This is a genomic window from Gluconobacter sphaericus NBRC 12467, assembly GCF_006539125.1.
Taxonomy (GTDB): domain Bacteria; phylum Pseudomonadota; class Alphaproteobacteria; order Acetobacterales; family Acetobacteraceae; genus Gluconobacter; species Gluconobacter sphaericus.
This window is the reverse complement of the sequence record NZ_BJMK01000001.1, coordinates 1-22,667: the sequence shown is the minus strand read 5'-3', so window position 1 is coordinate 22,667 and position 22,667 is coordinate 1. Positions and strand designations below refer to the sequence as shown.

The 22,667-nt window shown below is 60.5% G+C and carries 24 protein-coding genes and 1 tRNA gene; 15 read left to right on the top strand and 10 right to left on the bottom strand.

Annotated features, from left to right (window positions below; genetic code table 11):
- Nucleotides 1-4: 4 nt before the first annotated feature.
- The 6 genes from GSP01_RS00130 to GSP01_RS00100 all read right to left on the bottom strand — a co-directional run bounded on the left by GSP01_RS00130 (nt 5) and on the right by GSP01_RS00100 (nt 5,448).
- The gene (locus tag GSP01_RS00130) at nt 5-904 is read right to left on the bottom strand and encodes a fructose bisphosphate aldolase (RefSeq protein ID WP_141349446.1); all 900 of its coding nucleotides are present in this window, start codon (nt 902-904) and stop codon (nt 5-7) included.
- A 187-nt stretch (nt 905-1,091) separates the two neighbouring features.
- Nucleotides 1,092-1,703, bottom strand: a complete 612-nt coding sequence (locus tag GSP01_RS00125) for a CatB-related O-acetyltransferase (RefSeq protein WP_141350101.1) — start codon at nt 1,701-1,703, stop codon at nt 1,092-1,094.
- Between the two features lie 364 nt (nt 1,704-2,067).
- Complete coding sequence (gene folE / locus GSP01_RS00115) at nt 2,068-2,742, bottom strand: GTP cyclohydrolase I FolE (RefSeq protein WP_141349444.1); 675 nt, start codon at nt 2,740-2,742, stop codon at nt 2,068-2,070.
- Nucleotides 2,739-3,638, bottom strand: coding sequence for a 2-amino-4-hydroxy-6-hydroxymethyldihydropteridine diphosphokinase (folK, locus tag GSP01_RS00110; RefSeq protein ID WP_141349442.1), 900 nt, complete (start codon nt 3,636-3,638; stop codon nt 2,739-2,741). The genes folE and folK overlap by 4 nt, the downstream gene beginning before the upstream one ends.
- A complete protein-coding gene (gene folP / locus GSP01_RS00105) occupies nt 3,635-4,432 on the bottom strand; it encodes a dihydropteroate synthase (RefSeq protein ID WP_228123671.1) in 798 nt (265 codons plus the stop codon). Before folP ends, folK begins: the two co-directional genes overlap by 4 nt.
- A 257-nt stretch (nt 4,433-4,689) precedes the next feature.
- Nucleotides 4,690-5,448 carry a DsbA family protein gene (locus tag GSP01_RS00100; protein ID WP_228123672.1) on the bottom strand — a complete coding sequence of 253 codons (759 nt, stop codon included), beginning with the start codon at nt 5,446-5,448 and terminating at the stop codon, nt 4,690-4,692.
- Nucleotides 5,449-5,680: 232 nt separating this feature from the next.
- Between GSP01_RS00100 and GSP01_RS00095 the strand changes: the two genes are divergently transcribed.
- Nucleotides 5,681-7,099, top strand: a complete 1,419-nt coding sequence (locus GSP01_RS00095; RefSeq protein WP_174787496.1) for a gamma-glutamyltransferase — start codon at nt 5,681-5,683, stop codon at nt 7,097-7,099.
- A gap of 56 nt (nt 7,100-7,155) precedes the next feature.
- Here the strand turns inward: GSP01_RS00095 and fliP are convergent, their stop codons facing one another.
- A complete protein-coding gene (gene fliP, locus GSP01_RS00090; protein WP_141349432.1) occupies nt 7,156-7,923 on the bottom strand; it encodes a flagellar type III secretion system pore protein FliP in 768 nt (255 codons plus the stop codon).
- On the bottom strand, nt 7,920-8,225 hold the full coding sequence (locus tag GSP01_RS00085; protein ID WP_141349429.1) for a flagellar biosynthetic protein FliO: 306 nt from the start codon (nt 8,223-8,225) through the stop codon (nt 7,920-7,922). Before GSP01_RS00085 ends, fliP begins: the two co-directional genes overlap by 4 nt.
- A gap of 170 nt (nt 8,226-8,395) precedes the next feature.
- On the opposite strand from GSP01_RS00085, the gene GSP01_RS00080 reads away from it, so the two are divergent.
- From GSP01_RS00080 to recA, 8 genes are all read left to right on the top strand, one after another.
- Entirely contained in the window at nt 8,396-9,316 is a 921-nt protein-coding gene (locus GSP01_RS00080) for a GIY-YIG nuclease family protein (protein WP_141349427.1), read from the top strand.
- A gap of 126 nt (nt 9,317-9,442) precedes the next feature.
- On the top strand, nt 9,443-9,835 hold the full coding sequence (locus tag GSP01_RS00075; RefSeq protein ID WP_141349424.1) for a flagellar basal body rod protein FlgB: 393 nt from the start codon (nt 9,443-9,445) through the stop codon (nt 9,833-9,835).
- A gap of 12 nt (nt 9,836-9,847) precedes the next feature.
- Entirely contained in the window at nt 9,848-10,255 is a 408-nt protein-coding gene (gene flgC / locus GSP01_RS00070) for a flagellar basal body rod protein FlgC (RefSeq protein ID WP_141349422.1), read from the top strand.
- A 5-nt stretch (nt 10,256-10,260) separates the two neighbouring features.
- A complete protein-coding gene (fliE, locus tag GSP01_RS00065) occupies nt 10,261-10,608 on the top strand; it encodes a flagellar hook-basal body complex protein FliE (RefSeq protein WP_141349419.1) in 348 nt (115 codons plus the stop codon).
- 2 nt (nt 10,609-10,610) lie between these two features.
- Nucleotides 10,611-10,883 (top strand): flagellar biosynthetic protein FliQ, encoded by a 273-nt coding sequence (locus GSP01_RS00060; RefSeq protein WP_141349417.1) that lies wholly within the window; start codon nt 10,611-10,613, stop codon nt 10,881-10,883.
- A 73-nt stretch (nt 10,884-10,956) separates the two neighbouring features.
- Nucleotides 10,957-11,811, top strand: a complete 855-nt coding sequence (locus GSP01_RS00055) for a flagellar biosynthetic protein FliR (RefSeq protein ID WP_141349415.1) — start codon at nt 10,957-10,959, stop codon at nt 11,809-11,811.
- Nucleotides 11,812-11,814: 3 nt separating this feature from the next.
- The gene (locus GSP01_RS00050) at nt 11,815-12,891 is read left to right on the top strand and encodes an EscU/YscU/HrcU family type III secretion system export apparatus switch protein (RefSeq protein ID WP_141349413.1); all 1,077 of its coding nucleotides are present in this window, start codon (nt 11,815-11,817) and stop codon (nt 12,889-12,891) included.
- A 202-nt stretch (nt 12,892-13,093) separates the two neighbouring features.
- A complete protein-coding gene (recA, locus tag GSP01_RS00045) occupies nt 13,094-14,131 on the top strand; it encodes a recombinase RecA (protein WP_141349411.1) in 1,038 nt (345 codons plus the stop codon).
- A gap of 64 nt (nt 14,132-14,195) precedes the next feature.
- On the opposite strand, the gene GSP01_RS00040 is transcribed toward recA, so the two are convergent.
- Nucleotides 14,196-15,170, bottom strand: a complete 975-nt coding sequence (locus GSP01_RS00040) for a ferritin family protein (RefSeq protein WP_141349409.1) — start codon at nt 15,168-15,170, stop codon at nt 14,196-14,198.
- A gap of 54 nt (nt 15,171-15,224) precedes the next feature.
- Nucleotides 15,225-15,902 carry an ATP-dependent Clp protease proteolytic subunit gene (locus GSP01_RS00035; RefSeq protein ID WP_141349407.1) on the bottom strand — a complete coding sequence of 226 codons (678 nt, stop codon included), beginning with the start codon at nt 15,900-15,902 and terminating at the stop codon, nt 15,225-15,227.
- A 177-nt stretch (nt 15,903-16,079) separates the two neighbouring features.
- On the opposite strand from GSP01_RS00035, the gene GSP01_RS00030 reads away from it, so the two are divergent.
- From GSP01_RS00030 to GSP01_RS00005, 6 genes are all read left to right on the top strand, one after another.
- Nucleotides 16,080-17,063, top strand: a complete 984-nt coding sequence (locus GSP01_RS00030; RefSeq protein WP_141349405.1) for a hypothetical protein — start codon at nt 16,080-16,082, stop codon at nt 17,061-17,063.
- Between the two features lie 116 nt (nt 17,064-17,179).
- Entirely contained in the window at nt 17,180-18,406 is a 1,227-nt protein-coding gene (locus GSP01_RS00025) for an LL-diaminopimelate aminotransferase (protein WP_141349403.1), read from the top strand.
- Nucleotides 18,403-19,692 (top strand): homoserine dehydrogenase, encoded by a 1,290-nt coding sequence (locus GSP01_RS00020; RefSeq protein WP_141349401.1) that lies wholly within the window; start codon nt 18,403-18,405, stop codon nt 19,690-19,692. The genes GSP01_RS00025 and GSP01_RS00020 overlap by 4 nt, the downstream gene beginning before the upstream one ends.
- Nucleotides 19,689-20,690 carry a class II fructose-bisphosphatase gene (gene glpX, locus GSP01_RS00015; RefSeq protein ID WP_141349399.1) on the top strand — a complete coding sequence of 334 codons (1,002 nt, stop codon included), beginning with the start codon at nt 19,689-19,691 and terminating at the stop codon, nt 20,688-20,690. Before GSP01_RS00020 ends, glpX begins: the two co-directional genes overlap by 4 nt.
- A gap of 10 nt (nt 20,691-20,700) precedes the next feature.
- Nucleotides 20,701-22,500 (top strand): single-stranded-DNA-specific exonuclease RecJ, encoded by a 1,800-nt coding sequence (gene recJ / locus GSP01_RS00010; RefSeq protein WP_141349397.1) that lies wholly within the window; start codon nt 20,701-20,703, stop codon nt 22,498-22,500.
- A 41-nt stretch (nt 22,501-22,541) separates the two neighbouring features.
- Nucleotides 22,542-22,617: transfer RNA gene (locus GSP01_RS00005), tRNA-Glu, on the top strand.
- Nucleotides 22,618-22,667 lie beyond the last annotated feature (50 nt).

Below are 22,667 nucleotides of genomic sequence, written 5' to 3'. Positions count from 1 at the left end.
GTTTTCAGACCTTGTGGACCGAAGCGTCGTAAACCTCGTCGATCGTCCTGCCCAACGTCGCATCGAACTGCGCGTCATCCATCTGATGGCGCAGATCCCCGATCAGGGCCCGGGAAAAACTCGCGAGCATCCGATGATTATGGCGCAGCTTTTCGCAGGCCTGATCCAGCGGATAGCCCCCTGACAGGGCAACGACACGGACCATCCGCGGATCACGCGCAATATCGTCATACAGATCAGGTACTTCCGGGATCGTCACCTTCAGCATGATCCGCGCGTCTTCGGGCAGCTTCTGAAGCTCCTCCAGAACATAATCATGCAAAAGCTGCTCGCAGGCCTTTTTGTCCGGGCTCTTGATGAGCACTTCCGGCTCCAGAATGGGCACCAGCCCATGCTTGCGAACCTGCTCCGCAACTGCGAACTGCTGCTGCACGATAGCCCGAATCCCGCTCTCTGACGGCAGGCGGATCGTGGAGCGCTCCTTCGTTCCATAAACACCCAGCTTCACTGCCCGCTCCAGCAGCTCATCCAGCCCCGGCATCGGCTTCATGAGCTGGACGCCGTCCGCTTCCGCTTCCAGACCCTTGTCGATCTTCACGAACGGAACGACCCCCCGCTCGCGCCAGAGATAGGCCGGGACCGGTTCGCCTTTCACGTCTCCATCCATCGTTCGCTCAAACAGGATGGCCCCGATCACCTTCTCCCCCGTAAAAGACGGCGCCGTGATGATCCGCACCCGCATCTCATGCATGCGCGCAAACATCTCGCTCTCGCCCGAGTAATCGCTTTCAGGGATGCCGTACTGTTTCAACGCACCAGGCGTAGATCCGCCGCTCTGATCCAGAGCAGCAATAAATCCGCCTTTTTGCGTCATCTGAGACATCATCGTTTCCGCGGTACTCATCAAGATCCCCTTCGATACAGAGAAAACCGTCACCACTCCCGAAGGACCCCACGGATCACCCCCTGTCGCGGCACGCTTTCCGACACAGCCCAATCGCACGGACACCCGGGGGAGTTCCGGCAGGAGGGTTTCAAGAAAACGTACTGCAAGCCTGCCACCTCATGAAGGCGCAATGCCACTCACCAAATCAGGATGAACCGTCCCCGGACCCGTACGAAGCATTTTCATAAAGGTCCAGGAACGCTTCGATATCGTCACTCATCAGACGGCCGGAGCGTTCTTCCACCAACGTTTCCGGCCATTTCCACCATGCCAGCGCCAACAGCCGCGCAATGACCGTTTCGGAAAAACGGTAGCGGATCACTTTTGCCGGATTACCCCCGACAATCGCATAAGGCGGCACCGATTTCGTGACGAGAGCCTGTGCGGCAATAACAGCGCCATCCCCAATCGTCACCCCGGACATGATCGTGGCATGCGCCCCGATCCATACGTCATTGCCAATAATGACGTCCCCTTTTGAAGAGTGATCGCGCTCTCCCTCTGCAGCAGAGGGCCAGAAATGCGAGAGGGTTCTGAAAGGATAGGTGCTGACAAGATCGGCACGATGATTGCCCAGGATGATCGTGACACCGGGCCCGATCGAACAGTAATCGCCTATGCGAAGTCCCGCTTCCTCAACTTCCAGAACAGTGGGCGCGCCATAAGTATGCGGACCAATGTCCCAGCCCCATTCGTCAATCTGCGCCGCCAGCGCATAGCGCGTCAGGGCCTGGAACACGTTCTTTCCAAATGACACAGGCATCACTCCTTCATTCTGATGCCGGAGATGCGGCTATTCGTGCCGGGGAGAAAGAAACGGAACTGACCGGCGCATTAGAATAAGGGTAACCTCCGCAGGGCCTAAAAGAACAGCATGAAAACCATCCTCATCGCAGGCGTGGAAATCGCCACACAGATCCATGCCGTTTCCGCACGAGCAGGACGATCCGGACCCTGTTTTCGAAACATGGAGCCGAAAGAAATCATCTCCCGGCGGCGCGAGCAGCTAAGCGCAATCTGGAGTCAGAAGGTGACGGACGGTCTCTGCAAACGTCCAGCCCCCGTCCACAAACCTTACGAAATCAATTCTGCCACTCCGACCCGGAGTCGGCAGAGCTGTCTCAGCCCCGCAGAAGCGACATAATTTCCATTCTGGCTGCGCTATCCCGCAGCCAGGTGCCACGCGCAATGGAGGTCACAGTCGTGGAGCCAGGCGAGCGGACGCCGCGCATGCTCATGCACATGTGCTCCGCTTCGATCACGACGAGCACAGCTTCAGGAGCGAGCACATCTTCCATGCCTTGGGCAATCTGGTCCGTCAGACGCTCCTGCAACTGCGGACGACGGGCAAAACCCTCAACCAGCCGTGCAATCTTGCTCAACCCCGTCAGACGCCCGCCTGCGGGCAAATAGGCAACATGCGCCTTGCCATAAACCGGCAGCAGATGATGCTCGCACATCGAATGGAAGCGAATGTCCTTGACGATCACCGCACCATGATGCTGATCCGCCGAAAACTGTGTTTTCAGATGATCCCGCGGGTCCTGATGCAAACCGCTGAACACTTCGAGATACATCTTCGCCACGCGGCGCGGCGTATCGAGCAGACCTTCACGCTCCGGATTTTCACCCAGCGCCTCAAGGATCTCCCGCACAGCCCCCGCAATCCGCACTTCCGCATCCGCAGGCAGCGGCAACGCTCCCATGGGGCGCAGTTCTTCGGAAGAAAGGCTATCCTGACTGTCCGACAGACGTGCCGATGCGGCGGTCATGATCGTGGCGTTCAGGTTGGTCATGCGGGTTCAGGCTCCTTGATGCCCCAACGGCCAGTGCCGTCAGGGGCGCGCCGGGTCACATCCCCCGGGCTCCGCGGCAGGACTGCTAGCGCGTCCCGCACGCGACGTCCACCAATGACGTGATCTGGATCAATTTCTGCAAGAGGCTCAAGCACAAAAGCCCGTTCGAACAGGCACGCATGCGGCAGGGTCAGCACCCGGTCCCGGATCTCCCGCCCTCCATAATAAAGAATGTCAATATCGACAGCCCGCGCCCCCCAGCGCACACCGGGTACACGCCCCAGATCGGCCTCGATCGCCTTGCAAACCCGCAACAGCGCGTGGGGCTCCAGTGTAGTCCGCCCTGTGGTGCAGATATTGACGAATGCCGGCTGCTCCACCCCGCCCCAGGGCGCACTGTCATACAGCGATGACACATCCACGATCTCAAGCCCGTCCACAAGCGACAGTCGATCCACCGCCGCCGCCAGAACAGCCTCGCGCTCCCCCAGATTGCTCCCTAGCGAGAACGCAACTTCGTACGCCCGGGCCTGTTCAACGGCCACCGCAGTCCCCGACACCGCATACGGTACTGGAGCGGAGGGCTTGCGTACCTCAACCCGCACCCATTCCACACGCTCCAACCGCGCCAGTACGGCTTCAGCAATGCGTCCCGCCACTGTTTCGATAAGCTGAAGGGGCAGCCCCGTCACGACGGCCGAAGCGATATCGCACAGCGTTCCGTAACAGACAGCCTGCTCGTAATCATCACCCGCGATCGCGGTTGAGAGATCGGCCCGGATCTCGATATCGACCACAAAACGCTGCCCAATCCGCGTCTCTTCCGGCAGCACGCCATGATAGCCAAACAGGCACAGATCCCGCACAAAAACGGAAGTCAGAGCAGGTACGATCATCGGACATCCTTCAGAATCCGGCGCATTTTCAACGCATCCACATGCTCGCGCACATCATGCACCCGTAGGATCGCGGCTCCCTGATCGGCCCCGTACAGATGGGTCGCCAGCGTTCCCGCCAACCGCTCGGATGCCGCGCGCTCCAGAAAATACCCAAACATCGACTTGCGCGACACACCCAGAAGAACCGGAAGCCCATACTCGGATTTCAGTTCCCCAAGACGGGCTACGGCTTCGACATTCTGCGCCTGCGTCTTGCCAAACCCAACGCCGGGATCAAGCACGATCCGCTCCCGCGCCATTCCGGCCCGTTCTGCCAGTGCCAGCGAGCGATCAAAAAAACGTCGCCAGTCCGCCCGCAGATCGAGCGCCGCATCCACCTCATGCCGGTTATGCATCAACACGGCCACAGCATTCGAATCTGCCAACACGGATGCCATTTCCGGATCAGCCTGTAGCCCCCACACATCATTGATAACCGCAGCACCAGCCTCCAGCGCCCGTTTCGCGACGAACGCTTTGGTCGTATCGACCGAAACGACGGCTCCTTCCGCCACCAGTGTTCCCACCACAGGCGAAAGACGCGTCCACTCCTCTTCTGCCGGAACAGGCTCAAATCCCGGCCGCGTGGATTCAGCTCCCACGTCCAGCAGATCTGCCCCGTCCGCCAGCAACGTGCGTCCATGAGCCAAAGCCGCCTCAGGGCGCAGGAAACGGCCACCATCAGAAAAGGAATCCGGCGTGACGTTAACGATCCCCATCACTGCCACCGACCCGGTTCCAACCAGATTCATCCGACTTTCCTGCATCCACGTCGTTATCATACGGAAACCCTCAAGATGCCTTTCCAGAATTGCGGCAGCATGACCGTGTTTTCAGCTCTGCCCCATCCGATAACGAAGTCGCATCGATCACCCGCACGGTTCAGCCCGCTTCAGATGCTCCGTCCCACGCCGGTATCCTTGACGGCAACGGGGCGCAGATGCCTCAGGCGCAGACAGCGAGAAACGCTAACACCTTAATAAATGCCCTGATTAAAACGTCTGGAGGCTCACGCCTTTCGGGCACGCTCCAGAAACGCATCCATCTGGTCCGCTTCAAGCGCGCCCGGAGCAACGGCCGCCGTACCGAAAATGAACGTCGGCGTTCCGTCCAGACCAACGGCGCGCGCCTGATCCAGATTGGTGTTAATGAGCGCCATGATCTGGGGTGAGCTCATATCAGCCGTCAACTTCTTCGTGTCGATACCATTGGCCTGGGCCAGCTCAACGATACGCTCCATGGTCGGCTTAGTGGTGTCTGCCATCAACGCCCGGCGCATAACCTCATATTTACCCTGTGCGCTGGCGGCGAAAATCGCCCGCGTGTCGAGAACACTGTTGCTACCCAGAACCGGCACAACCTTCTCGACCAGCCGGACATCCGGATGGCGGCTGAGGAAACTGTCCACCTCGCCCATCATGGAGCGGCAGTACGAACAGCGCGGATCATAAAACTCCACCACCGTGATCCTGCCATGCGGGTTGCCCCGGATCGCAAAATCGGGCGCACTCTGAAGCTCGGACTGATGCGCCTTCACGGCAGCAAGCGTCGAATCCTGCTTTTGTTCCTCGGCCTTTTCACGGATCGCGCGGATGGCGTCCGTCAGAATGCTCGGATCGTTCTGCAGCGCATCACGCATGATGCCGACAATCTCGGCCCGCTGGGCAGGTGTGAAGGATGCCGCCGGAGCCGCCAGAGCCTGACCGCCCAAAAGAAAGGACATTCCGGCAACAACGGTAAACGCTGTGGCAAGCAGAGGGTATCTCAACGGAAAGCTCCGGATCAGCTGAAGGAAAGACAGGACATCAGGTCCATACGGCATAAAGAAGGTCTGTGGCAAAGAGAAGACACCAACTCGCCCCTCCCACAAACGACAGATTCCCGTTATGAGGGAATAACAACCGGACCAGGACCCACGGCGCAGACCCGTCTGCCCGCGCCCGCCATCCGTGAAGGCCACGAGGCCGGACAGTCGTGACCAGACATTGGAGAAACGCCAGGTGGCGCATCGACAGCACCAGATTTCCACCCCGGACGCCACACAGGCCCGTCGCGTCTCTTCCCGCCTGCCCGCCTCACTGATGGCGTCGGTCGCCTCGGGCCTTCTGCTGGGCGCCTGCTCCTGGATCCCAGGCGTCCATCTCGTCGGCATCAATGAAACATCCGCTCCCGCAGGCGGCAGCATCGGCACGGTCGTCGCTGACGAACCGCAGGCTGCCCTGGTCGGCCATGACGTGCTGGCCCGTGGCGGCAATGCGGCCGATGCCGCCACCGCGACGGCTCTGGCGCTCGGCGTCACCTTGCCGTCCCGTGCATCTTTCGGCGGCGGTGGCGCCTGCCTCGTCAGCCGCCCCGGTGAAGTGGCACAGTCCATTACGTTCCAGACCCGCGCTGGCACCAGCAAGGGCGCCGATCGTCCGGCAGCCACACCGGCCGACTTCCGTGGGCTGTATCTGATGCAACTCCATTACGGCACGGTCGATTTCAATGATCTGATCGCCCCGGCTCTCAATCTCGCCAGCACGGGCATCACTGTCAGCCGCACGCTGGCAGCCGATCTGGCAGCCGTGCGCCCGGCCCTTCTGGCCGATGACAGCGCCCGTGCCATCTTCGGTCGCGGCGATGCCTCCACTCTCGTGGCTGGTGACAGCCTGGCCCAACCGCGCCTCGCAGGCTTCCTGGAGCGCATTCGGGTTGCTGGCGTCGGCGACCTCTATAACGGGGCTCTGGCTGACGTCTATGTGACCGCAGCCCAGAAAGCCGGGGGGGGCCTGAACGATGACGATATGCGCCAGACGCTTCCCCTCCAGACAGAAGCCCTGACAACCCGACAGGGCGGTGTGGACGCATCGTTCCTGGCCCCGCCGGCAGATGGTGGCCTTGGAGCAGCAATCCGCTACACGACCGGCGCCTCCGCACAAGGCACCGTCGCTGCATGGCGCGCCTCCGGCAACACATCGCTCGCCGCTGCCCAGGCGGCTCTCAACAGTGGCCGTTCCGGCAGCGGCACCCTTCCTGCCCTTCCGGCCTCCACGTCCTTTGTCGTGACCGACCATTCCGGCATGGCCGTAGCCTGCGTCCTGAGTGACAACAACCTGTTCGGAACCGGTCGCATTGCGGGCAGCACCGGCGTCGTCCTTGGCGCATCCCCCGCCCGCACGCCCCAGCCGCTGCTCTCTGCAGCCGTCCTGCGTGATCAGCGTAACCTACGCGCCGTTATCGCGGCCTCGGGCCAGAACGAAGCCGCAGACGCAGTCGGAGACGCTGCCCGCGCCGTCGCACATGAAACCCCGATCCCGCACGAAGGTGCTGGCCGCATCAACGCCATCCTTTGCCACGGCAACGATTCGTGCCGCGGCTCCACGGACCCGCGTGCAGCTGGCCTCGCTGCCGGCACAACGAACGACAGCAGTAACTGACAAAACAGCCCCGCCGTTCTCCTGACCGGCGGGGCTGTTTTCTGACCCCGGGGCCCCTACCCGGTAAAACTTCGCACCAGACTTCCCGCCACCAGAGACCAGCCGTCCACCACAACAAAAAAGATCAGCTTGAACGGCAGAGACACGGTACTGGGTGGCAGCATCATCATGCCAAGGCTCATCAACACGCTGGACACCACCAGATCGATGACCAGAAACGGCAGATAGAGCAGAAATCCCATCTCAAAACCGCGACGCAGCTCCCCGACCATGAAGGCTGGAACCAGCACACGCCACGGCGTATCCCCGATCTTTGCAGGTGGTTTTTCATGCGCGATGTTCAGGAACGTCGCAACATCCGCAGGACGTGCCGTCACCGCCATAAAATCGTGGAACGGCTGGGCCGCAGCCGCCAGACCTTCCATTTCGCCGACACGCCCGGCCATCAACGGTTCGATCCCCGCATCCCAGGATTTCTGAAGCGTCGGCTGCATCACGAACAGCGTCAGAAAAAGCGCCAACCCGATCAGAACCGTATTGGGCGGCGTCCCCTGTGCGCCCAGCGCACTGCGCAGCAGGGACAGGACAATCACGATCCGCGTAAATGCCGTGATCATAACCAGCAGGCTCGGCGCCAACGACAGAACAGTGATCAGTGCCGTCAGCTGCACCAGCCGACTGGTCGTCCCTGCCCCTCCAGAAGCACCATTCTGCCCCAGATCGATACTCACAGCCTGAGCATGCGCCAGATGCGGCATTCCCAGACATGCCAGCAGAACCAGAACCGGAAGCAAAACCCGAAAAACGCAGGCGGCCTTCTTCATGCCACGTCCTCCGCAGCTGACGCAGTCAGAGCCGAATCAAACGTCTCTCGCTCCGTCCAATCCATCAGGATGTCCTGATTGCCGCCCGTCAGAACCAGCACTTCCCGCGCGCCATATCGTACGACTGAAAGACGCCGCGTCCGGTCCAGCGCCATCTGCCCCACCAGCGAAAGCCCCGCCTGCCCCTCACGCGCACCGCTCTTTTTCTGTTCCAGAAAACGCAGCAGGGGCCGGGCACAGAAAATCAGCACGATAATGAAAATCAGAGCGGCAATCGCGTTCACGCACTCATGCAGGGTCATAGGTCAGTCATCCTCATTCCCCGACATGATGCCCAAGACCAGTTAATGACCGCTTAATTGCCCATCAGTTTTACCAAAAATGCTGCCCAAACAGCAGAAAATCCCTGTCCTGAGCGTCCCGTCCCTGTCACAGATATTTTTCTCAATGTTTCTGCGCAGGACCAGACGCCGTGAACGCCCACCCCCTGACGATCCAGATTTTCCTTCCCTCCGGCGATCCACAGGGAATCCGGACCGCCTCCATCACCACCCGGATCGTGCAGGTTGTCGAAATCCCTCGCCTGCGACTGGAAGAGTTTCTTGAACGGCCCGAAGCCAGTTCGGTCGGCATCTACATCCTGTTCGGTGAAAACGACGAAACGGAACGACCGAAGGCCTATATCGGACAGACTGGAAATTTCGGAAACCGCCTGAAGCAACACCACGAGAAGAAGGGCCTCTGGTGGAACCGTGCCATCGTCGCCTACTCTCTGACCCAAAGCCTGACCGTCACACACGCGCACTATCTGGAATGGCTCGCCCTCAGCCGCGCCACACAGACCCAGCGCTTTGAAATGGACAATGGCACAAGCGGAACAAGACCCCATACCCTCCCCGCGCTGGAAGCAGAATGTCGTGAAATTTTCGAAACAATAGACATCCTGCTGACAACCCTGGGATACCCGATTTTCGAACCCCTCATTCGCAACCGGAATCCTGTTACCGTCACTCAGACAACTGAATCTGTTCTGGATTCACAGAAACAACCCATCTCAACCGAATTTTATTGCCATGCATCCGGCGTAGACGGACGCGCCCAATATACACAAGAAGGCCTGGTGGTACTGGCAGGCTCTTATGGCCGCACTGAAGTTTCTAGCAGTTTTAATTATGCTCAGAAGCGACAGACCATGCTGGAGCAAGGCCTTCTCCGCATTGAAGGCGACCGCATTTATTTCACCCGCGATGTACTGTTCAAAGCCCCAAGCCCTGCGGCCACCGCCCTACTGGGACATTCAGTCAACGGTTGGACGAAGTGGAAAGACAGCACCGGGAGGACCTTAGAAGAGGCTATGGATCGCTCTACGCCCGGTAACGATTACGAAGCCTGACGAAATCCCCTTACATTCTTCTCCCGCAGCAGAATCCGCGGCTCAGGCAACCATTTATTAAAGATTTCGCGCCATCATGCACTTCGCCGGGACTTTTCCGGCACCTGCATGATGGAGACCGTCTCGATGCGTAACATCGACCCAACCAGCGCAGGCGGCACCGACCTTTTCTCTCTGGGCCGTGACCGCATGAACTGGCTTCAGGCGCGCCAACAGGTGCTGGCCGGCAATATCGCCAATTCCGACACACCAGACTACCAGGCCAGGGACGTCTCCCCGTTCGAGGCAGCGATGGGCGAATTCGACATCACGCCCACCGTCACCCAGCCCGGTCATATCGGTTACAGCGCCTCAGGCACCCACACCATCGAGACCACATCCGAACAGTCTCTGGACGGTAATCAGGTCTCCCTGGACCAGCAAATGGAGCAGGTCGCAGACGTGAATGACCAACAGCACCTCGCCGTGAACGTCTATTCGAAATACCTGAGCATGTTCCAGACGGCACTCGGTAAGTAAGGAGCCTGACGGATGAACCTGTCCACCACCATCGGTATTTCCGCAAGCGGCATGGACGCGCAGGCCCAGCGCCTGCGCATTGTCGCGGAAAACCTCGCCAATCAGGACACGACCGGCTCCCAGCCCGGCGCGGATCCCTATCGTCGCAAGACCATCACCTTCGCCGAACATGTAGACGACGAAACGGGCGCCTCGACTGTGGATGTCCAAAATGTCGGACAGGACATGTCGGACTTCAACACCCGCTACGACCCATCCCATCCCGCTGCTGATGAACGCGGTTACGTCAAGGTTTCCAATGTGGATTCCATGACAGAGATGATGGATATGCGCGAAGCCGAACGTTCCTACGAAGCCAACCTCAACGCCCTGTCGAGCACCCGGACCATGCTGTCCCGAACACTCGACCTGCTGAAGTAATCCCGATGCTCACATCCCTCACCCAGGCCCATAATGCCTACGCCGTTCAAAGTCTCCAGAGCCGCCTGCAGGGGATTACGGACAATGTCGATGACGGCATCCAGTCATCCGCAACGACCGCCAGCAGCAGTTCCGGTACGGATTTCGGATCCATTCTTTCCCAGTCCGTCAGCAACGTCATCGACAGCGGTCATGATGCCGAAACCAAGGCTGCACAGGGCCTGACAGGCGGCGGTGATATGACGCAAATCGTGACCGCGGTGTCTAACGCGCAGCTTGCCCTTCAGACCACGACCGTGATCCGCGACCGCATGGTTCAGGCTTATCAGGACGTGATGAAAATGACGATCTGACCATGCAGGCCATCGATCTCGGCGCCATTCTGGAGCAGACCTTTCTCGTCGCTCTCAAGCTGAGTGCTCCCGCCCTCCTGACTGCGCTCGGGGTCGGTCTTCTGGTTTCGCTCATACAGGCTGTCACCCAGCTCAATGAAGCCACGCTGTCCTTCGTACCGAAAGTTCTGGCCATCGGTGCCGTCATGGTCATGGCAGGCTCCTTCATGACCGCAACACTCATCAGCTTTACCCGACATCTCTTCGACCAGCTGATCCTCGTCGGTACCACCTGAGCCCCCGCCTTCCAGATCCGGAGTTGACTGATATGCCTGTATCCGGATTTCCTGGTCTAAAAGACGCTCTGCTGTGAATGCTGATCTTACCGGCCCGAGCGGAGCAAGCGCGCTACAGGGGCTGGATCTCAGCGGGCCAGCCTTAAGCGTCTGGGCCCTCACCTTTGTTCTGGTCCTTTCCCGCACCGGGGCGGTCGTTATGACCATGCCAGGCCTTGGCGAACAGTCCATGCCCATGATGATCCGTGCAGGATGCGCCATCACCCTTACGATCCTGCTCCTTCCGCTCGTTGCCCCCCTGCTAATGCAGAGCCATCTGGAGGCCCTGGCCCCGCTGGCGCTCTGCGGCATGATTGCAGTCGAGCTCTTCGCCGGCATTCTGATCGGCTGGATGGCGCGTCTGATCTGCATGGCCCTGCCGATTGCCGGACAGATCATCGCGGTCTGCATGGGGATTTCGAGCGTTCTTCAACCGGACCCGGATCTGGGGTCGGGCAGTTCCGCTCCTGCGCGATTCCTGAACCTGCTGGCCCCTCTCGTGCTTCTCGTGACTGGCGCATATATCCTGCCCATCCGCGCCATCCTCGGCAGTTACAGCATCATTCCGCCCGGAGGAGCCCTGCTGGCCGCTGCTTCTCACGCACACTGGAACCTACTGGGCGATTCCGCCCAAGGCATCGTCCAGCTCACGGAACATAGCTTCGCGCTCGGACTGGAGCTCAGTGCGCCATTTTTGATCCTGTCGCTTGTCTGGCAGGGCATGCTTGGCATCATGAAACGCCTGCTTCCTACCCTGCAGATCTATAATGCCGCCAGTCCTCTTCAGCTTCTTGGCGGGATCGCACTTCTGGGCCTCACACTGAGCACCATGATTACGGTCTGGCAGGGACAGGCTTTCGACGTCTTCCGGGCCCTTCCAGGACTTTGAAGCATGTCTGATTCCGACGACAAGACAGAAGCCCCGTCCTCACAACGCCTTCAGAAAGCGCGTGAGGACGGGCAGATCGTCATGTCCCGCGAGGCCATGAATTTCGTAGCTCTTCTTGGCGGATTTGCGGGAATTTTCATGGTCCTGCCTTATCTGGTGACGGACTTTATACACGTCATGCAGGTCCTCATGGCCAATGCCGGCACGCTCCCCATGACGCAGGGAGGCCTGCTCCACAGTACAGACCACGCCATTGCAGCCGGACTGAAGCTGGCTGTGCCGATGGCAGCAAGTGTCGCTGCACTCTGCCTTGGAGGCGGATTCCTACAGACAGGGTTCCTTATCCATCCCGAATCCCTGCTGCCGAAATTCGAACGGATTTCTCCCCTAGCGGGTTTCAAACGCATTGCCGGTGGCGGAACGCTTCCCGATACGTTTAAGGCACTCGCAAAATTTACGATTTTTGCCGTGGTCCTTTGGAATATCTCCAAAAATGTCATCCCGAGCGTGCCTCGGATGGTCGGGCTGGAACCCGCCCCCCTCCTGAAAATAATATCAGATCTCGGCTTCAAGGCCGCATCAGCCATGATCTTGGCACAACTGGTCATCGCCGGCTTTGATATTTTTTGGATGCGTTTCCGACATATTTCCAAGCTGAAGATGAGCCGCGAAGACCTCAAGGACGAGTACAAGAACACGGAAGGCGACCCGCACGTCAAAGGCCGCCAAAAAGCCCTGCGCGCAAAAGCAGCCAGACAGCGCATGATGGCGGCCGTAAAGACAGCGACCGTGGTCGTCACCAATCCGACGCATTACGCCGTCGCACTCGTCTACGAGAGAGGTGGCGGTGGTGCGCCCAGGATCGTCGCAAAAGGCATGGACGATGTCGCAGCCCGCATCAGGGACATCGCACAGGACAACCGCATCCCGCTTGTGACCAATCCGCCCTTGGCTCGTGCGCTTTTCACACTTCCACTCGAGAGCGAAATCCCAGCTGAACATTTCAAGGTCGTCGCGGCCATTATTGCGTATGTCTGGAAACTCAAACGCCCTGCCAGCCGCTCTGCTCCCTTGCGATAGACACAGCCGCGTTCCTGAAAAAATCTTTCCTGGAGACGACCATACCCCTTGGCGACAGGGGGGACAGGCATGATATGTCTGAAAGAGAACATTTTGCGAACACAGGAAGCCGACAATCGCGGAAATCACGCCTCTTTGCGAGAGTGGCCGCCCGGTCTATCGTATCCTGGAAACGCCAGCCCAAACCTACTGCGAGGATTGAATGGACAAGACCAAGGCGCTGGAAGGCGCACTTAGCCAGATTGAGCGTGCCTTCGGAAAAGGCTCAATCATGCGCATGGGCCAGCGCCCGAAAGTGGAAACCAATGTGATTTCCACCGGGTCCATCGGGCTGGACATCGCTCTGGGGATCGGCGGCATGCCGCGCGGCCGGATCGTCGAAATCTACGGACCGGAAAGCTCCGGCAAGACCACCCTCGCCCTTCACGTTCTGGCTGAAGCCCAGAAGAAGGGCGGGACCGTGGCCTTCATCGATGCAGAACATGCGCTCGATCCGGGATATGCTCGCAAGCTTGGCGTCAACATCGACGATCTTCTGCTGAGCCAGCCAGATGCCGGCGAACAGGCACTGGAAATTGCCGACACACTGGTCCGTTCCGGAGCCGTTGACGTGCTGATCGTGGACTCTGTTGCAGCCCTTGTTCCCCGCGCCGAACTCGAAGGCGATATGGGCGACAGCCATGTTGGTCTGCACGCGCGTCTCATGAGCCAGGCCTTGCGCAAGCTGACGGGAACGGTCTCACGCTCCAACACGCTCGTCATCTTCCTGAACCAGATCCGCATGAAGATCGGCGTGATGTTCGGCAATCCGGAAACGACGACTGGCGGTAACGCGCTGAAGTTCTACTCGTCCATTCGCCTCGACATCCGCCGTATCGGGTCCATCAAGGACAAGGACGAGGTCGTGGGCAACCAGACGCGCGTCAAGGTCGTGAAAAACAAGATGGCGCCTCCGTTCCGTCAGGTCGAGTTCGACATCATGTACGGCGAAGGCATCAGCAAGATGGGCGAACTGCTTGATCTGGGTGTGAAGGGCAACATCGTTGAGAAATCCGGCGCATGGTTCTCCTTCGACAGCCAACGCATTGGACAGGGCCGCGAAAATGCCAAGCAGTTCCTGCGCGACCATCCGGAAATGGCCTCCGAGATCGAGCGTCGTATTCGCGCAGAGGCCGGTGTCCTCTCTGACGCCCTGATGACAGATCCGGAGCCCGACGCAGACGGCAACCCGGAAGATTAAAACGGAAAAGGGCTCCTTCCGGAGCCCTTTTTTATGCAGGATGACTGCCGCGAAGTAAGGTCGCTCAGGCGGCAATCTTGCTCCGGACACAATTCCAGAGCTTTGCACCCTTGATGATCGCACGCGCAATTGCCGGCGTCGTCGTCGGCCGCAGCAGACGCGGATCATATCCAGAGAAGCGGCGGTCATCCTCATCCAAACAGAGCTGCATCAGGTCAGGAAGACTGATGTCCATCGCCGTTATGTCCTTGGCACCCGTGACTGTGAAATTGTTGTCCTGGGTGTGCTCTTCCCCGTTCTCGTCGATCGAACGGGCCAAGCCTATGCGCTCATAGGCCAGGAACAACCAGACCCCGATCACACGCAGTTCGAACCAAGGACGCTTCCAGAAAGGCATGGTCGCCCGGTGCCAGGCCAGCCAGTTCGCGAACAGCAGGATATGGCGGCATTCTTCCTGCATCACCGGCTCGAACGTCTCGATCAGTTCCTTCGGGAACAGCCCGGCACGCTCGGCCAGCGCGAACAGACCGAATGCAAAAAAGCTGTCCACACATTCCGAAAAACCCGTGACCAGATACGCCCATTCCGTATCCTTCGGCGTCACATACGGAGGCTCGGGCGCCATCGGAATGTTGTAGGCCTCGACCAGCTTGGTCAGGACTTCCTTGTGCCGGTTCTCTTCCCAGGCATTGCGCGACAGCGCATCCTTCATGTCCGGATCGGTAATCATGTCCGCATAGGCTGCCATGCGCAGGCGGGCCTTGCCTTCAGTCTGGACCGCAATATCCCAGATCGGCAGCGACGTGATACGATGCAACGTCTCCGGATCCAGCTTCGGCCAGTCGATTACAGACGGCTTGTACGGATTGAACGTATCGCGGAACATCGCAGCGACAGCCCGTTTGTGCTCTTCCGTACCGGGCTTCAGCGGCCCTTGAATCGGGCTGCTCCAGTGGCGCGCTTCGTAATCAACACGCTCGAGCGTCTTCTCCGACGGTGCATCGGGAAGATGAGAATAGATTTCGGCCAGGCTTTTCATGTCAGTCTTCGCGGCGTGCCTGAAGGCACGCCGTGCCCCTTGGAGCTTGCAGTTTTACTTGAGGTCGGTTGCCGAATGAATGACTCGATTCACGAGGCCATAGGCAATGGCTTCATTAGCCGACATCCAGTAGTTACGGTCCGTATCCTTGGCGACCTTTTCGTAGGTCTGACCAGTTTCTTTCGCGAAAATCCGGTTCAGACGCTCGCGCATCTTGATGATCTCGCGAGCTTCAATGTCGATATCCGTTGCCGGACCACGCACACCACCCATCGGCTGATGCAGCAGGAAACGCGTGTTCGGCAGGCAGACGCGGCGCTCTGGACGTCCGGCGGCGTAGATCAGCGCACCGGCGGAGGCAACCCAGCCCGTTCCGATCATGTTGATCGGCGCAATCGAATCCACAAAGCGGATCATGTCATGGATGGTGTCGCCACTCTCGACATGGCCGCCCGGCGAGTTCACATACACATCGATCGGTTTGTCGGACGTCCCGGCCAGCGCCAGAAGGCGACCGGTGACATCACGGGCGATCTTATCGTTGATACCGCCGAAGATCAGGACTTTCCGCTGATCGAACAGACGGCCCTCAAGCTCGCTGATCGGGCTGTTCAGCGTCTTGTTGTCGTCTTCCCGGGTTTCGGGCTCCGGAGCATCCGGCTCGTCGTCCAGGCGGGTCGGGGTCATTCTGGTGATATCCATATCGTTTCCAGATCCAGCATGCATCTTCATACCCCCTATCCTGCGCTTCGTTTGCGTCGGTGCCAAGTCCTCCTTCGGATCGAGCTTCCGATCCGGACCGACAGGAACTCTCGCCATACCTGCCACGAACCGCTAGTCTCCGCCTCATTTGGACATTCTACAGACGGCAGGAACGGCACAGTGGTCCCAGGGAACAGCAGGCAGCCCATGACAGCGGCGACACGCAGGACTGCGGGAAAAATCCCGTTTCTCCTGCTGATAAGCGCGCCACTGCTGGCGGCCTGTCAGCATCAGGACGCAACGGACACCGTAACCGGCTGGTGGCATAACTTCGAAGGCGGCGAGATTGCCAAGCTGCGCGCACCGCCACCGGGCGAGAACCTGCACTATCCGCACGTCGGCCGCACCCCCACGCAGCCTCCCGAGCTTCCGACGCCCGAGGCACGTCTGTCACTGACCACACAGCTTGAAGCCCAGCGGAACCTGGCCCAGCGCGAAAGCGCAGCCCAGGGCGCCCTGCCGGTCATTCCTCCGCCGCCCAAACCTGCCCCGACCGCCACGACGACCAATACGGAACAAAGCGGCATGACCATGACGACAGTCGGACAGCCGGAACCGGAAAGCCCTTCCGCCATCAATCCGGCGCCCGATCTGGCGGCGACATCGACCCCCCATGCTTCCGCACCGGCAAAAAAGACGCCTCCCTCTGCTCCGGCTGCGGAAGCCGAACTCCCCCCCGTCGTCGCGAAATCCATTCCCCCGACCCCACCGGGCCAGTTCCCGAAAATTGGAGAGCTACCTCCGCCCCCACCACAATTCCCCGGCTTCGACCTGCCGCGTGACGCAATCGTCAGTGATCCCGTTCGCCCGGATATCGACACGTCCACGCCCGAAGGCATCCTGATCCGCTTCCAGCCCGCAACAGACCACGTCACGGGTGATCCACAAGGTGATTACCAGCACATCGTTTCTTTGCGCGGGAACAGGCACCTGACCATCCTTGGCTTCGGGGCCTTCATGAGCGCGGATGCGGCCCTCGCACCTGCGGATCAGAACCGGGAAATCGCGCTGGGCCTGCTACGCGCTCGCGTGGTTGCCCGCGCCCTGATCGCGCGCGGCGTGCCCGCATCCGCGATTATTCTGAAGGCCGAAGCCATTGGCGACGGCGTCCGGGTTACGATCAACGACTGACGCAACGGGCATCCGGAAGACGACATTGTGAGATCGAGAACAGTCAGGCTGTTCCACTCATGGAAAAACCTGTCTATCGTCGTTGCTCCCTTTCACCCTCTGCCCCAGAGCTGGTCATGACCGAAGAGTTCCACCGCATCCGCCGCCTGCCGCCCTACGTGTTCGCTGAAGTGAACAAAGCCAAGGCCGCAGCGCGAGCCGCCGGTGACGACATCATCGATCTGGGCATGGGCAATCCCGACAGCGCACCGCCCGCGCATGTCGTGCAGAAGCTGATCGAGACGGTCGGCAATCCGCGCGCGCACGGCTATTCCGTCAGCCGCGGCATTCCGGGCCTGCGCAAGGCCATGGCGAATTATTACGAGCGCCGGTTCAACGTCTTGCTAGACCCGGAAACCGAAGTCATTGCCACCCTTGGCTCCAAGGAAGGCCTGGCCAATCTGGCCGCTGCCATCACGAGCCCCGGCGACACGATCCTGGTTCCGAACCCGTCCTACCCGATCCACCAGTTCGGCTTCATCATCGCCGGTGCCTCCGTCCGCTCGATCCCGGCCACGCCGGACGAAGACATGCTTCGGGCACTGGAGCGGGCAGTTCGCCATTCCGTACCCAAACCGACGGCGCTGATCGTCAACTTCCCGTCCAACCCGACGGCTTTTGTCGCGAACCTCGATTTCTACAAGGAGCTTGTGGCCTTCGCGCGCCGGGAAAACATCTGGATCCTGTCCGATCTGGCTTACGCGGAAATCTATTTCAACGAGAACGAGCCGCCCCCGTCCATTCTCGCAGTTCCCGGCGCCAAGGACGTGGCCGTCGAGTTCACGTCCATGTCTAAGACCTACTCCATGGCGGGCTGGCGCATGGGCTTCGCAGTCGGCAACCCGAAGCTGATACAGGCCCTCACACGCATCAAATCCTATCTGGATTATGGCGCCTTCACGCCCATTCAGGTCGCCTCTGTCGCCGCGCTGAACGGCCCGCAGGATTACGTCTCCGAAATCCGCGCCATGTATAAGGATCGCCGCGACGTGCTGTTGCGCGGCCTTCAAAGCGCAGGATGGGAAGTTCCCGCGCCGGCAGGCTCGATGTTCGCCTGGGCCCCCATCCCCCCCGCCTTCGCCGAAATGGGCAGCGTCGCCTTCTCCAAGCTACTTCTCAAGGAAGCCGGAGTTGCGGTTGCACCCGGTCTTGGTTTCGGGGAATACGGCGAGGGCTTTGTCCGGATCGGACTTGTCGAAAACACCCAGCGGCTGCGTCAGGCGACGCGGGCCATCAAGAGCTTCATGACCCGGCACTGCACCGGAGCCGGAACCGCTGACCTTCTTGGAGCTGCATCATCGTGAAACCACTGCGGATCGGACTGGCTGGACTCGGAACTGTCGGAATCGGTGTCATTCGTCTCCTGCGTGAGAACGCTGACCTGATTACCGCCCGGGCCGGTCGGCCGATCGAAGTCGTGGCCATCACGGCCCGCGACCGCACCCGCGATCGTGGTGTGGATCTGTCCACCATGCGATGGCACGACAGTGCCACCGCCGTAGCTCAGGACCCGGAAATCGACGTGGCCGTCGAACTCATCGGCGGCTCCGAAGGTCCAGCGCATGACATGGTCCTTACCGCACTCGAACGCGGCCTGCCGGTCGTGACTGCCAACAAAGCGCTCGTGGCCCTGCATGGCGACAGCCTCAGCCGCCTGTCTTCGGAAAAGAACGCCCCCCTCCTGTTCGAAGCGGCCGTTGCGGGCGGCATTCCCGCCATCAAGCTCGTCCGCGAAGGACTGGCCGCAGACCGTCTTCTCAGCGTGGGCGGCATCCTGAACGGGACTTGCAACTATATCCTGACCGAAATGCGCGCTACGGGCCGGGATTTTACGGACGTCCTGACCGAAGCACAGGCCAAGGGCTATGCTGAAGCCGAACCGTCCACGGACGTGGATGGCTGGGACACGGCCCACAAGCTCGCCATTCTGGCCGGTCTGGCCTTCCGCCCCATCGCGTTTAACACTCTCTCCGTTCAGGGCATCCGCGACATCACCGCGACCGACCTGAAATTCGCCGACGAACTTGGATACCACATCAAGCTCCTCGGCATGGCCCGCCAGGCTGAGAACGGTAACGTCGCAGCGTGGGTCCGCCCCTGCCTCGTCCCCGCTAAAGCACCCATTGCTGCAGTTGAAGGCGTGTTCAACGCCGTCTCCACCCAAGGAGTCTTCAGCGGTCCGATGACCATCTCCGGTCGTGGCGCAGGCGAAGGCCCGACCGCCAGCGCCGTCGTCGCCGACCTGATCGATCTCGCGCGGGGAACCGCCATTCCGGTGTGGGGCACGACCTCCGTTTCGCCCGCTGCCGACTGCGCCAGTCTCGCTGATTTGAACAGCGCTTTTTATTTACGTCTGAACGTTCAGGACCGTCCGGGCGTAATGGCAGAGCTGACATCGGTTCTCCGGGACCATGATGTCTCCGTTCACTTTGTTTCCCAGCATGATGCTGCAACCGGATGTGCCGACCTGACGATCATAACCCATCAGGTTCCAGAAAAAGCCATTCATGCAGCAGCAACAGCACTCGCCGTCCTTCCTGTCGTAACGGGAAAGCCGCTTGTGCTCAAAATCGAGGATGCCTTTGCGTGATCGACCCTCAGAATGTTCTCCCATACCGCGTCACTGACCGTAATCTTGCTCTCGAGCTTGTCCGTGTAACGGAAGCGGCCGCAATCGCTTCCGCCCACTGGACCGGCCGCGGGCAGAAGAACGAAGCCGATGGCGCCGCTGTGCAGGCCATGCGCGCCGCCTTCGACACCGTCGCCATCGACGGCATCGTCACCATCGGCGAAGGCGAGATGGACGAAGCCCCGATGCTCTATATCGGCGAGAAAGTCGGCTCCGGTGGCCCAGCCATGGATATCGCGGTCGATCCGCTCGAAGGCACGAATCTCTGCGCCAAGAGCCTTCCCAACGCCCTGACGGTCGTAGCTCTCGCCGAGCGCGGCAAGTTCCTGCACGCGCCTGACATCTACATGGAAAAGATTGTCGTCGGCCCGGACCTTCCCGAAGGTGTGGTAGACCTGGACGCCTCAATCGGCAACAATCTCCGTTCGCTGGCCAAGGCCAAGAAGCGCAATGTCTCGGACATGGTTCTCTGCGCACTTGACCGCGAAAGACATGAAGAGATGATCGCCTACGCCCGCGAAGCCGGCGCCCGTGTGATGCTTCTCAGCGACGGCGACGTGGCGGCTGCCATCGCCACCTGCGTGGATGGCGGCGGCGTGGATCTGTACGCCGGTTCCGGCGGTGCGCCCGAAGGTGTTCTGGCTGCCGCAGCCATCCGCTGCATGGAAGGCCAGATGCAGGGCCGCCTCCTGTTCGAAGACGACACCCAGCGCCAGCGCGCGCGCGAAATGGCGAACGGCCTCGACCCAGCCCGCAAGCTCTACCTGCATGACATGGCAGCTGGCAACGTCCTGTTCTCCGCAACAGGCGTCACATCCGGCCCGCTCCTGAAGGGCGTGGAACGTCCGAGCGCCACGCGCGCGCGCACGCATTCCATCGTGATGCGTTCAAAATCCCGCACGGTGCGCTATATAGAGAGCCATCACAGCTTCAAACCACAGGCAGAACCCGCGTCCTGAACGGAGAACCATGCTCGCAGACGATACGGGCGCCGTCCTCGGCGTAACCCGAAGTGCAGGAAGCCGCCGCTGGATCTGGCGCGATCCCAGGCTGGCAGAAGCAGACAACCGCCTGGCCCTCGCTCTTGCCCAGCAGGCCAACATTCCTGAGCTTCTGGCCCGTATCCTCTCGGCACGAGGCGTCGCACCCCACGACGCCTCTTCGTTTCTCAATCCCCGCCTGCGCGACGCCATGCCCGACCCCTCCTGCTTGCAGGACATGGACCAGGCCGCCGAACGTCTCGCACAGGCCGTCCGCAACCACGAGCATGTCGGCTTATTCGGCGACTACGACGTGGACGGCGCCTGCGGCACTGCCCTCGTCTACGACACGCTTCGCGAACTCGGCTGCACCGTCAGCACCCATATCCCCGACCGTCTGACCGAAGGCTACGGCCCCAACACCGCAGCTCTCGAAAACCTGCTGTCGGAAGGCGCCACCCTGCTTGTCTGCATCGACTGCGGTACCGCAGCGGTCGACATCCTCAACGACATGACAGACCGTGCCGACATCATCGTCCTTGACCACCACAAGCCCGATGGCGCAGCCCTGCCCAAAGGGATCGTGGTCAACCCGAACCGGCTAGACTGCTCATCGGGTCTGAACAACATCTGCGCCACCGCGGTCGCCTTTCTCACCATGGTCGCCACGATCCGCCTCCTGCGCCGCACCAACTGGTTCGACGGCGAGCAGGCCATCCCCGACCTGCTCCAGCGCCTCGACCTCACAGCCCTTGCCACCATCTGCGACGTCATGCCGCTGACCGGCCTGAACCGCGCTCTGGTCATGCAGGGCCTGCGCGTCATGTCTCGCGGGGAGCGCCTTGGACTGGCCACGTTGTCTTCCGTCGCAGGCGTAAAGGAAGAAGCCAGCGCCATGGCCTGCGGCTTTGCCCTCGGCCCCCGTATCAATGCCGGCGGCCGCATCGCACAGGCCGATCTTGGCCTGAAACTTCTACTCTCCGAAGACGTCGTCGAAGCCCGCGCCCTCGCGGAACAACTCGATCGCGTCAACCGCCAGCGCCAGACCGTCGAATCCACAATCCTCGACTCCGCCATGGAACAGGCCCAGCAGCAGCTCGATGCAGGCCACGCCGTCATCTTCCTGCATGGCGAAAACTGGCATCCGGGCGTCGTCGGCATTGTCGCTGGCCGCCTGAAAGAGCGCTACAACCGTCCTGCTCTCGTCGCGGCGCTCGCGGACGGCATCATCAAAGGCTCGGCCCGCTCCGTCCCTGGACTCGATCTTGGAAGCGCCATCATCGCCGCCCGCCAAAATAATTTGCTGCTCAGCGGCGGCGGACACGCCATGGCCGCCGGTTTCTCCCTCACGGCTGATCGTGCTGACGAGTTCCACAGCTGGCTCGACACACAGCTCTCCAGCGCCCTCACCCTTCCGAAGCAGGACGCCCTGAAGCTCGACGGCATCATGACGCTGGCTGGCGCCTCCATCGCAATCGCGGAGCAGCTCGCCCGACTGGAACCCTTTGGCCCTGGCAATGAGGAACCGCTCCTCGCCATCAGCAATGTCCGTTGTGTCAAAAGCGAGCGTATCGGCAAGGACGGCAACACCCTGCGCGTCATCCTGCAAGGCGAAGACGGAGGCACACGCCTGCGCGGCCTCATCTTCCGTGCAGCGGACAAACCCTTTGCCGCCCTGCTGGAAGACCGCTCCATGCCTCTGGTGCATGTCGCAGGCACATTGCGGGCCGAGACATGGCAGGAGAGAAAAAATCTATCTTTTTTCATTTCTGACGCTACCCCCGCTTGACGGACGCAGCAGCCCCCCCTATATACCCGCTCACGCCTCCAGTCCCGTTCGTCTAGAGGCCTAGGACACCGCCCTTTCACGGCGGCAACACGGGTTCGAATCCCGTACGGGACACCATTTTTTTGGAAATGATATTAGCGTTTTATCGGGCGTCAAAGCTAAAAAAA

Bases quoted from the DNA above. Each gene is read 5' to 3' on its own strand.
- GSP01_RS00130 (WP_141349446.1), bottom strand. From the start codon at position 904: ATGAGTACCGCGGAAACGATGATGTCTCAGATGACGCAAAAAGGCGGA.
- folE (WP_141349444.1), bottom strand. From the start codon at position 2,742: ATGACCAACCTGAACGCCACGATCATGACCGCCGCATCGGCACGTCTG.
- folK (WP_141349442.1), bottom strand. From the start codon at position 3,638: ATGATCGTACCTGCTCTGACTTCCGTTTTTGTGCGGGATCTGTGCCTG.
- folP (WP_228123671.1), bottom strand. From the start codon at position 4,432: ATGAATCTGGTTGGAACCGGGTCGGTGGCAGTGATGGGGATCGTTAAC.
- fliP (WP_141349432.1), bottom strand. From the start codon at position 7,923: ATGAAGAAGGCCGCCTGCGTTTTTCGGGTTTTGCTTCCGGTTCTGGTT.
- GSP01_RS00085 (WP_141349429.1), bottom strand. From the start codon at position 8,225: ATGACCCTGCATGAGTGCGTGAACGCGATTGCCGCTCTGATTTTCATT.
- GSP01_RS00075 (WP_141349424.1), top strand. From the start codon at position 9,443: ATGCGTAACATCGACCCAACCAGCGCAGGCGGCACCGACCTTTTCTCT.
- flgC (WP_141349422.1), top strand. From the start codon at position 9,848: ATGAACCTGTCCACCACCATCGGTATTTCCGCAAGCGGCATGGACGCG.
- fliE (WP_141349419.1), top strand. From the start codon at position 10,261: ATGCTCACATCCCTCACCCAGGCCCATAATGCCTACGCCGTTCAAAGT.
- GSP01_RS00060 (WP_141349417.1), top strand. From the start codon at position 10,611: ATGCAGGCCATCGATCTCGGCGCCATTCTGGAGCAGACCTTTCTCGTC.
- GSP01_RS00050 (WP_141349413.1), top strand. From the start codon at position 11,815: ATGTCTGATTCCGACGACAAGACAGAAGCCCCGTCCTCACAACGCCTT.
- recA (WP_141349411.1), top strand. From the start codon at position 13,094: ATGGACAAGACCAAGGCGCTGGAAGGCGCACTTAGCCAGATTGAGCGT.
- GSP01_RS00040 (WP_141349409.1), bottom strand. From the start codon at position 15,170: ATGAAAAGCCTGGCCGAAATCTATTCTCATCTTCCCGATGCACCGTCG.
- GSP01_RS00035 (WP_141349407.1), bottom strand. From the start codon at position 15,902: ATGAAGATGCATGCTGGATCTGGAAACGATATGGATATCACCAGAATG.
- GSP01_RS00030 (WP_141349405.1), top strand. From the start codon at position 16,080: ATGACAGCGGCGACACGCAGGACTGCGGGAAAAATCCCGTTTCTCCTG.
- GSP01_RS00025 (WP_141349403.1), top strand. From the start codon at position 17,180: ATGACCGAAGAGTTCCACCGCATCCGCCGCCTGCCGCCCTACGTGTTC.
- recJ (WP_141349397.1), top strand. From the start codon at position 20,701: ATGCTCGCAGACGATACGGGCGCCGTCCTCGGCGTAACCCGAAGTGCA.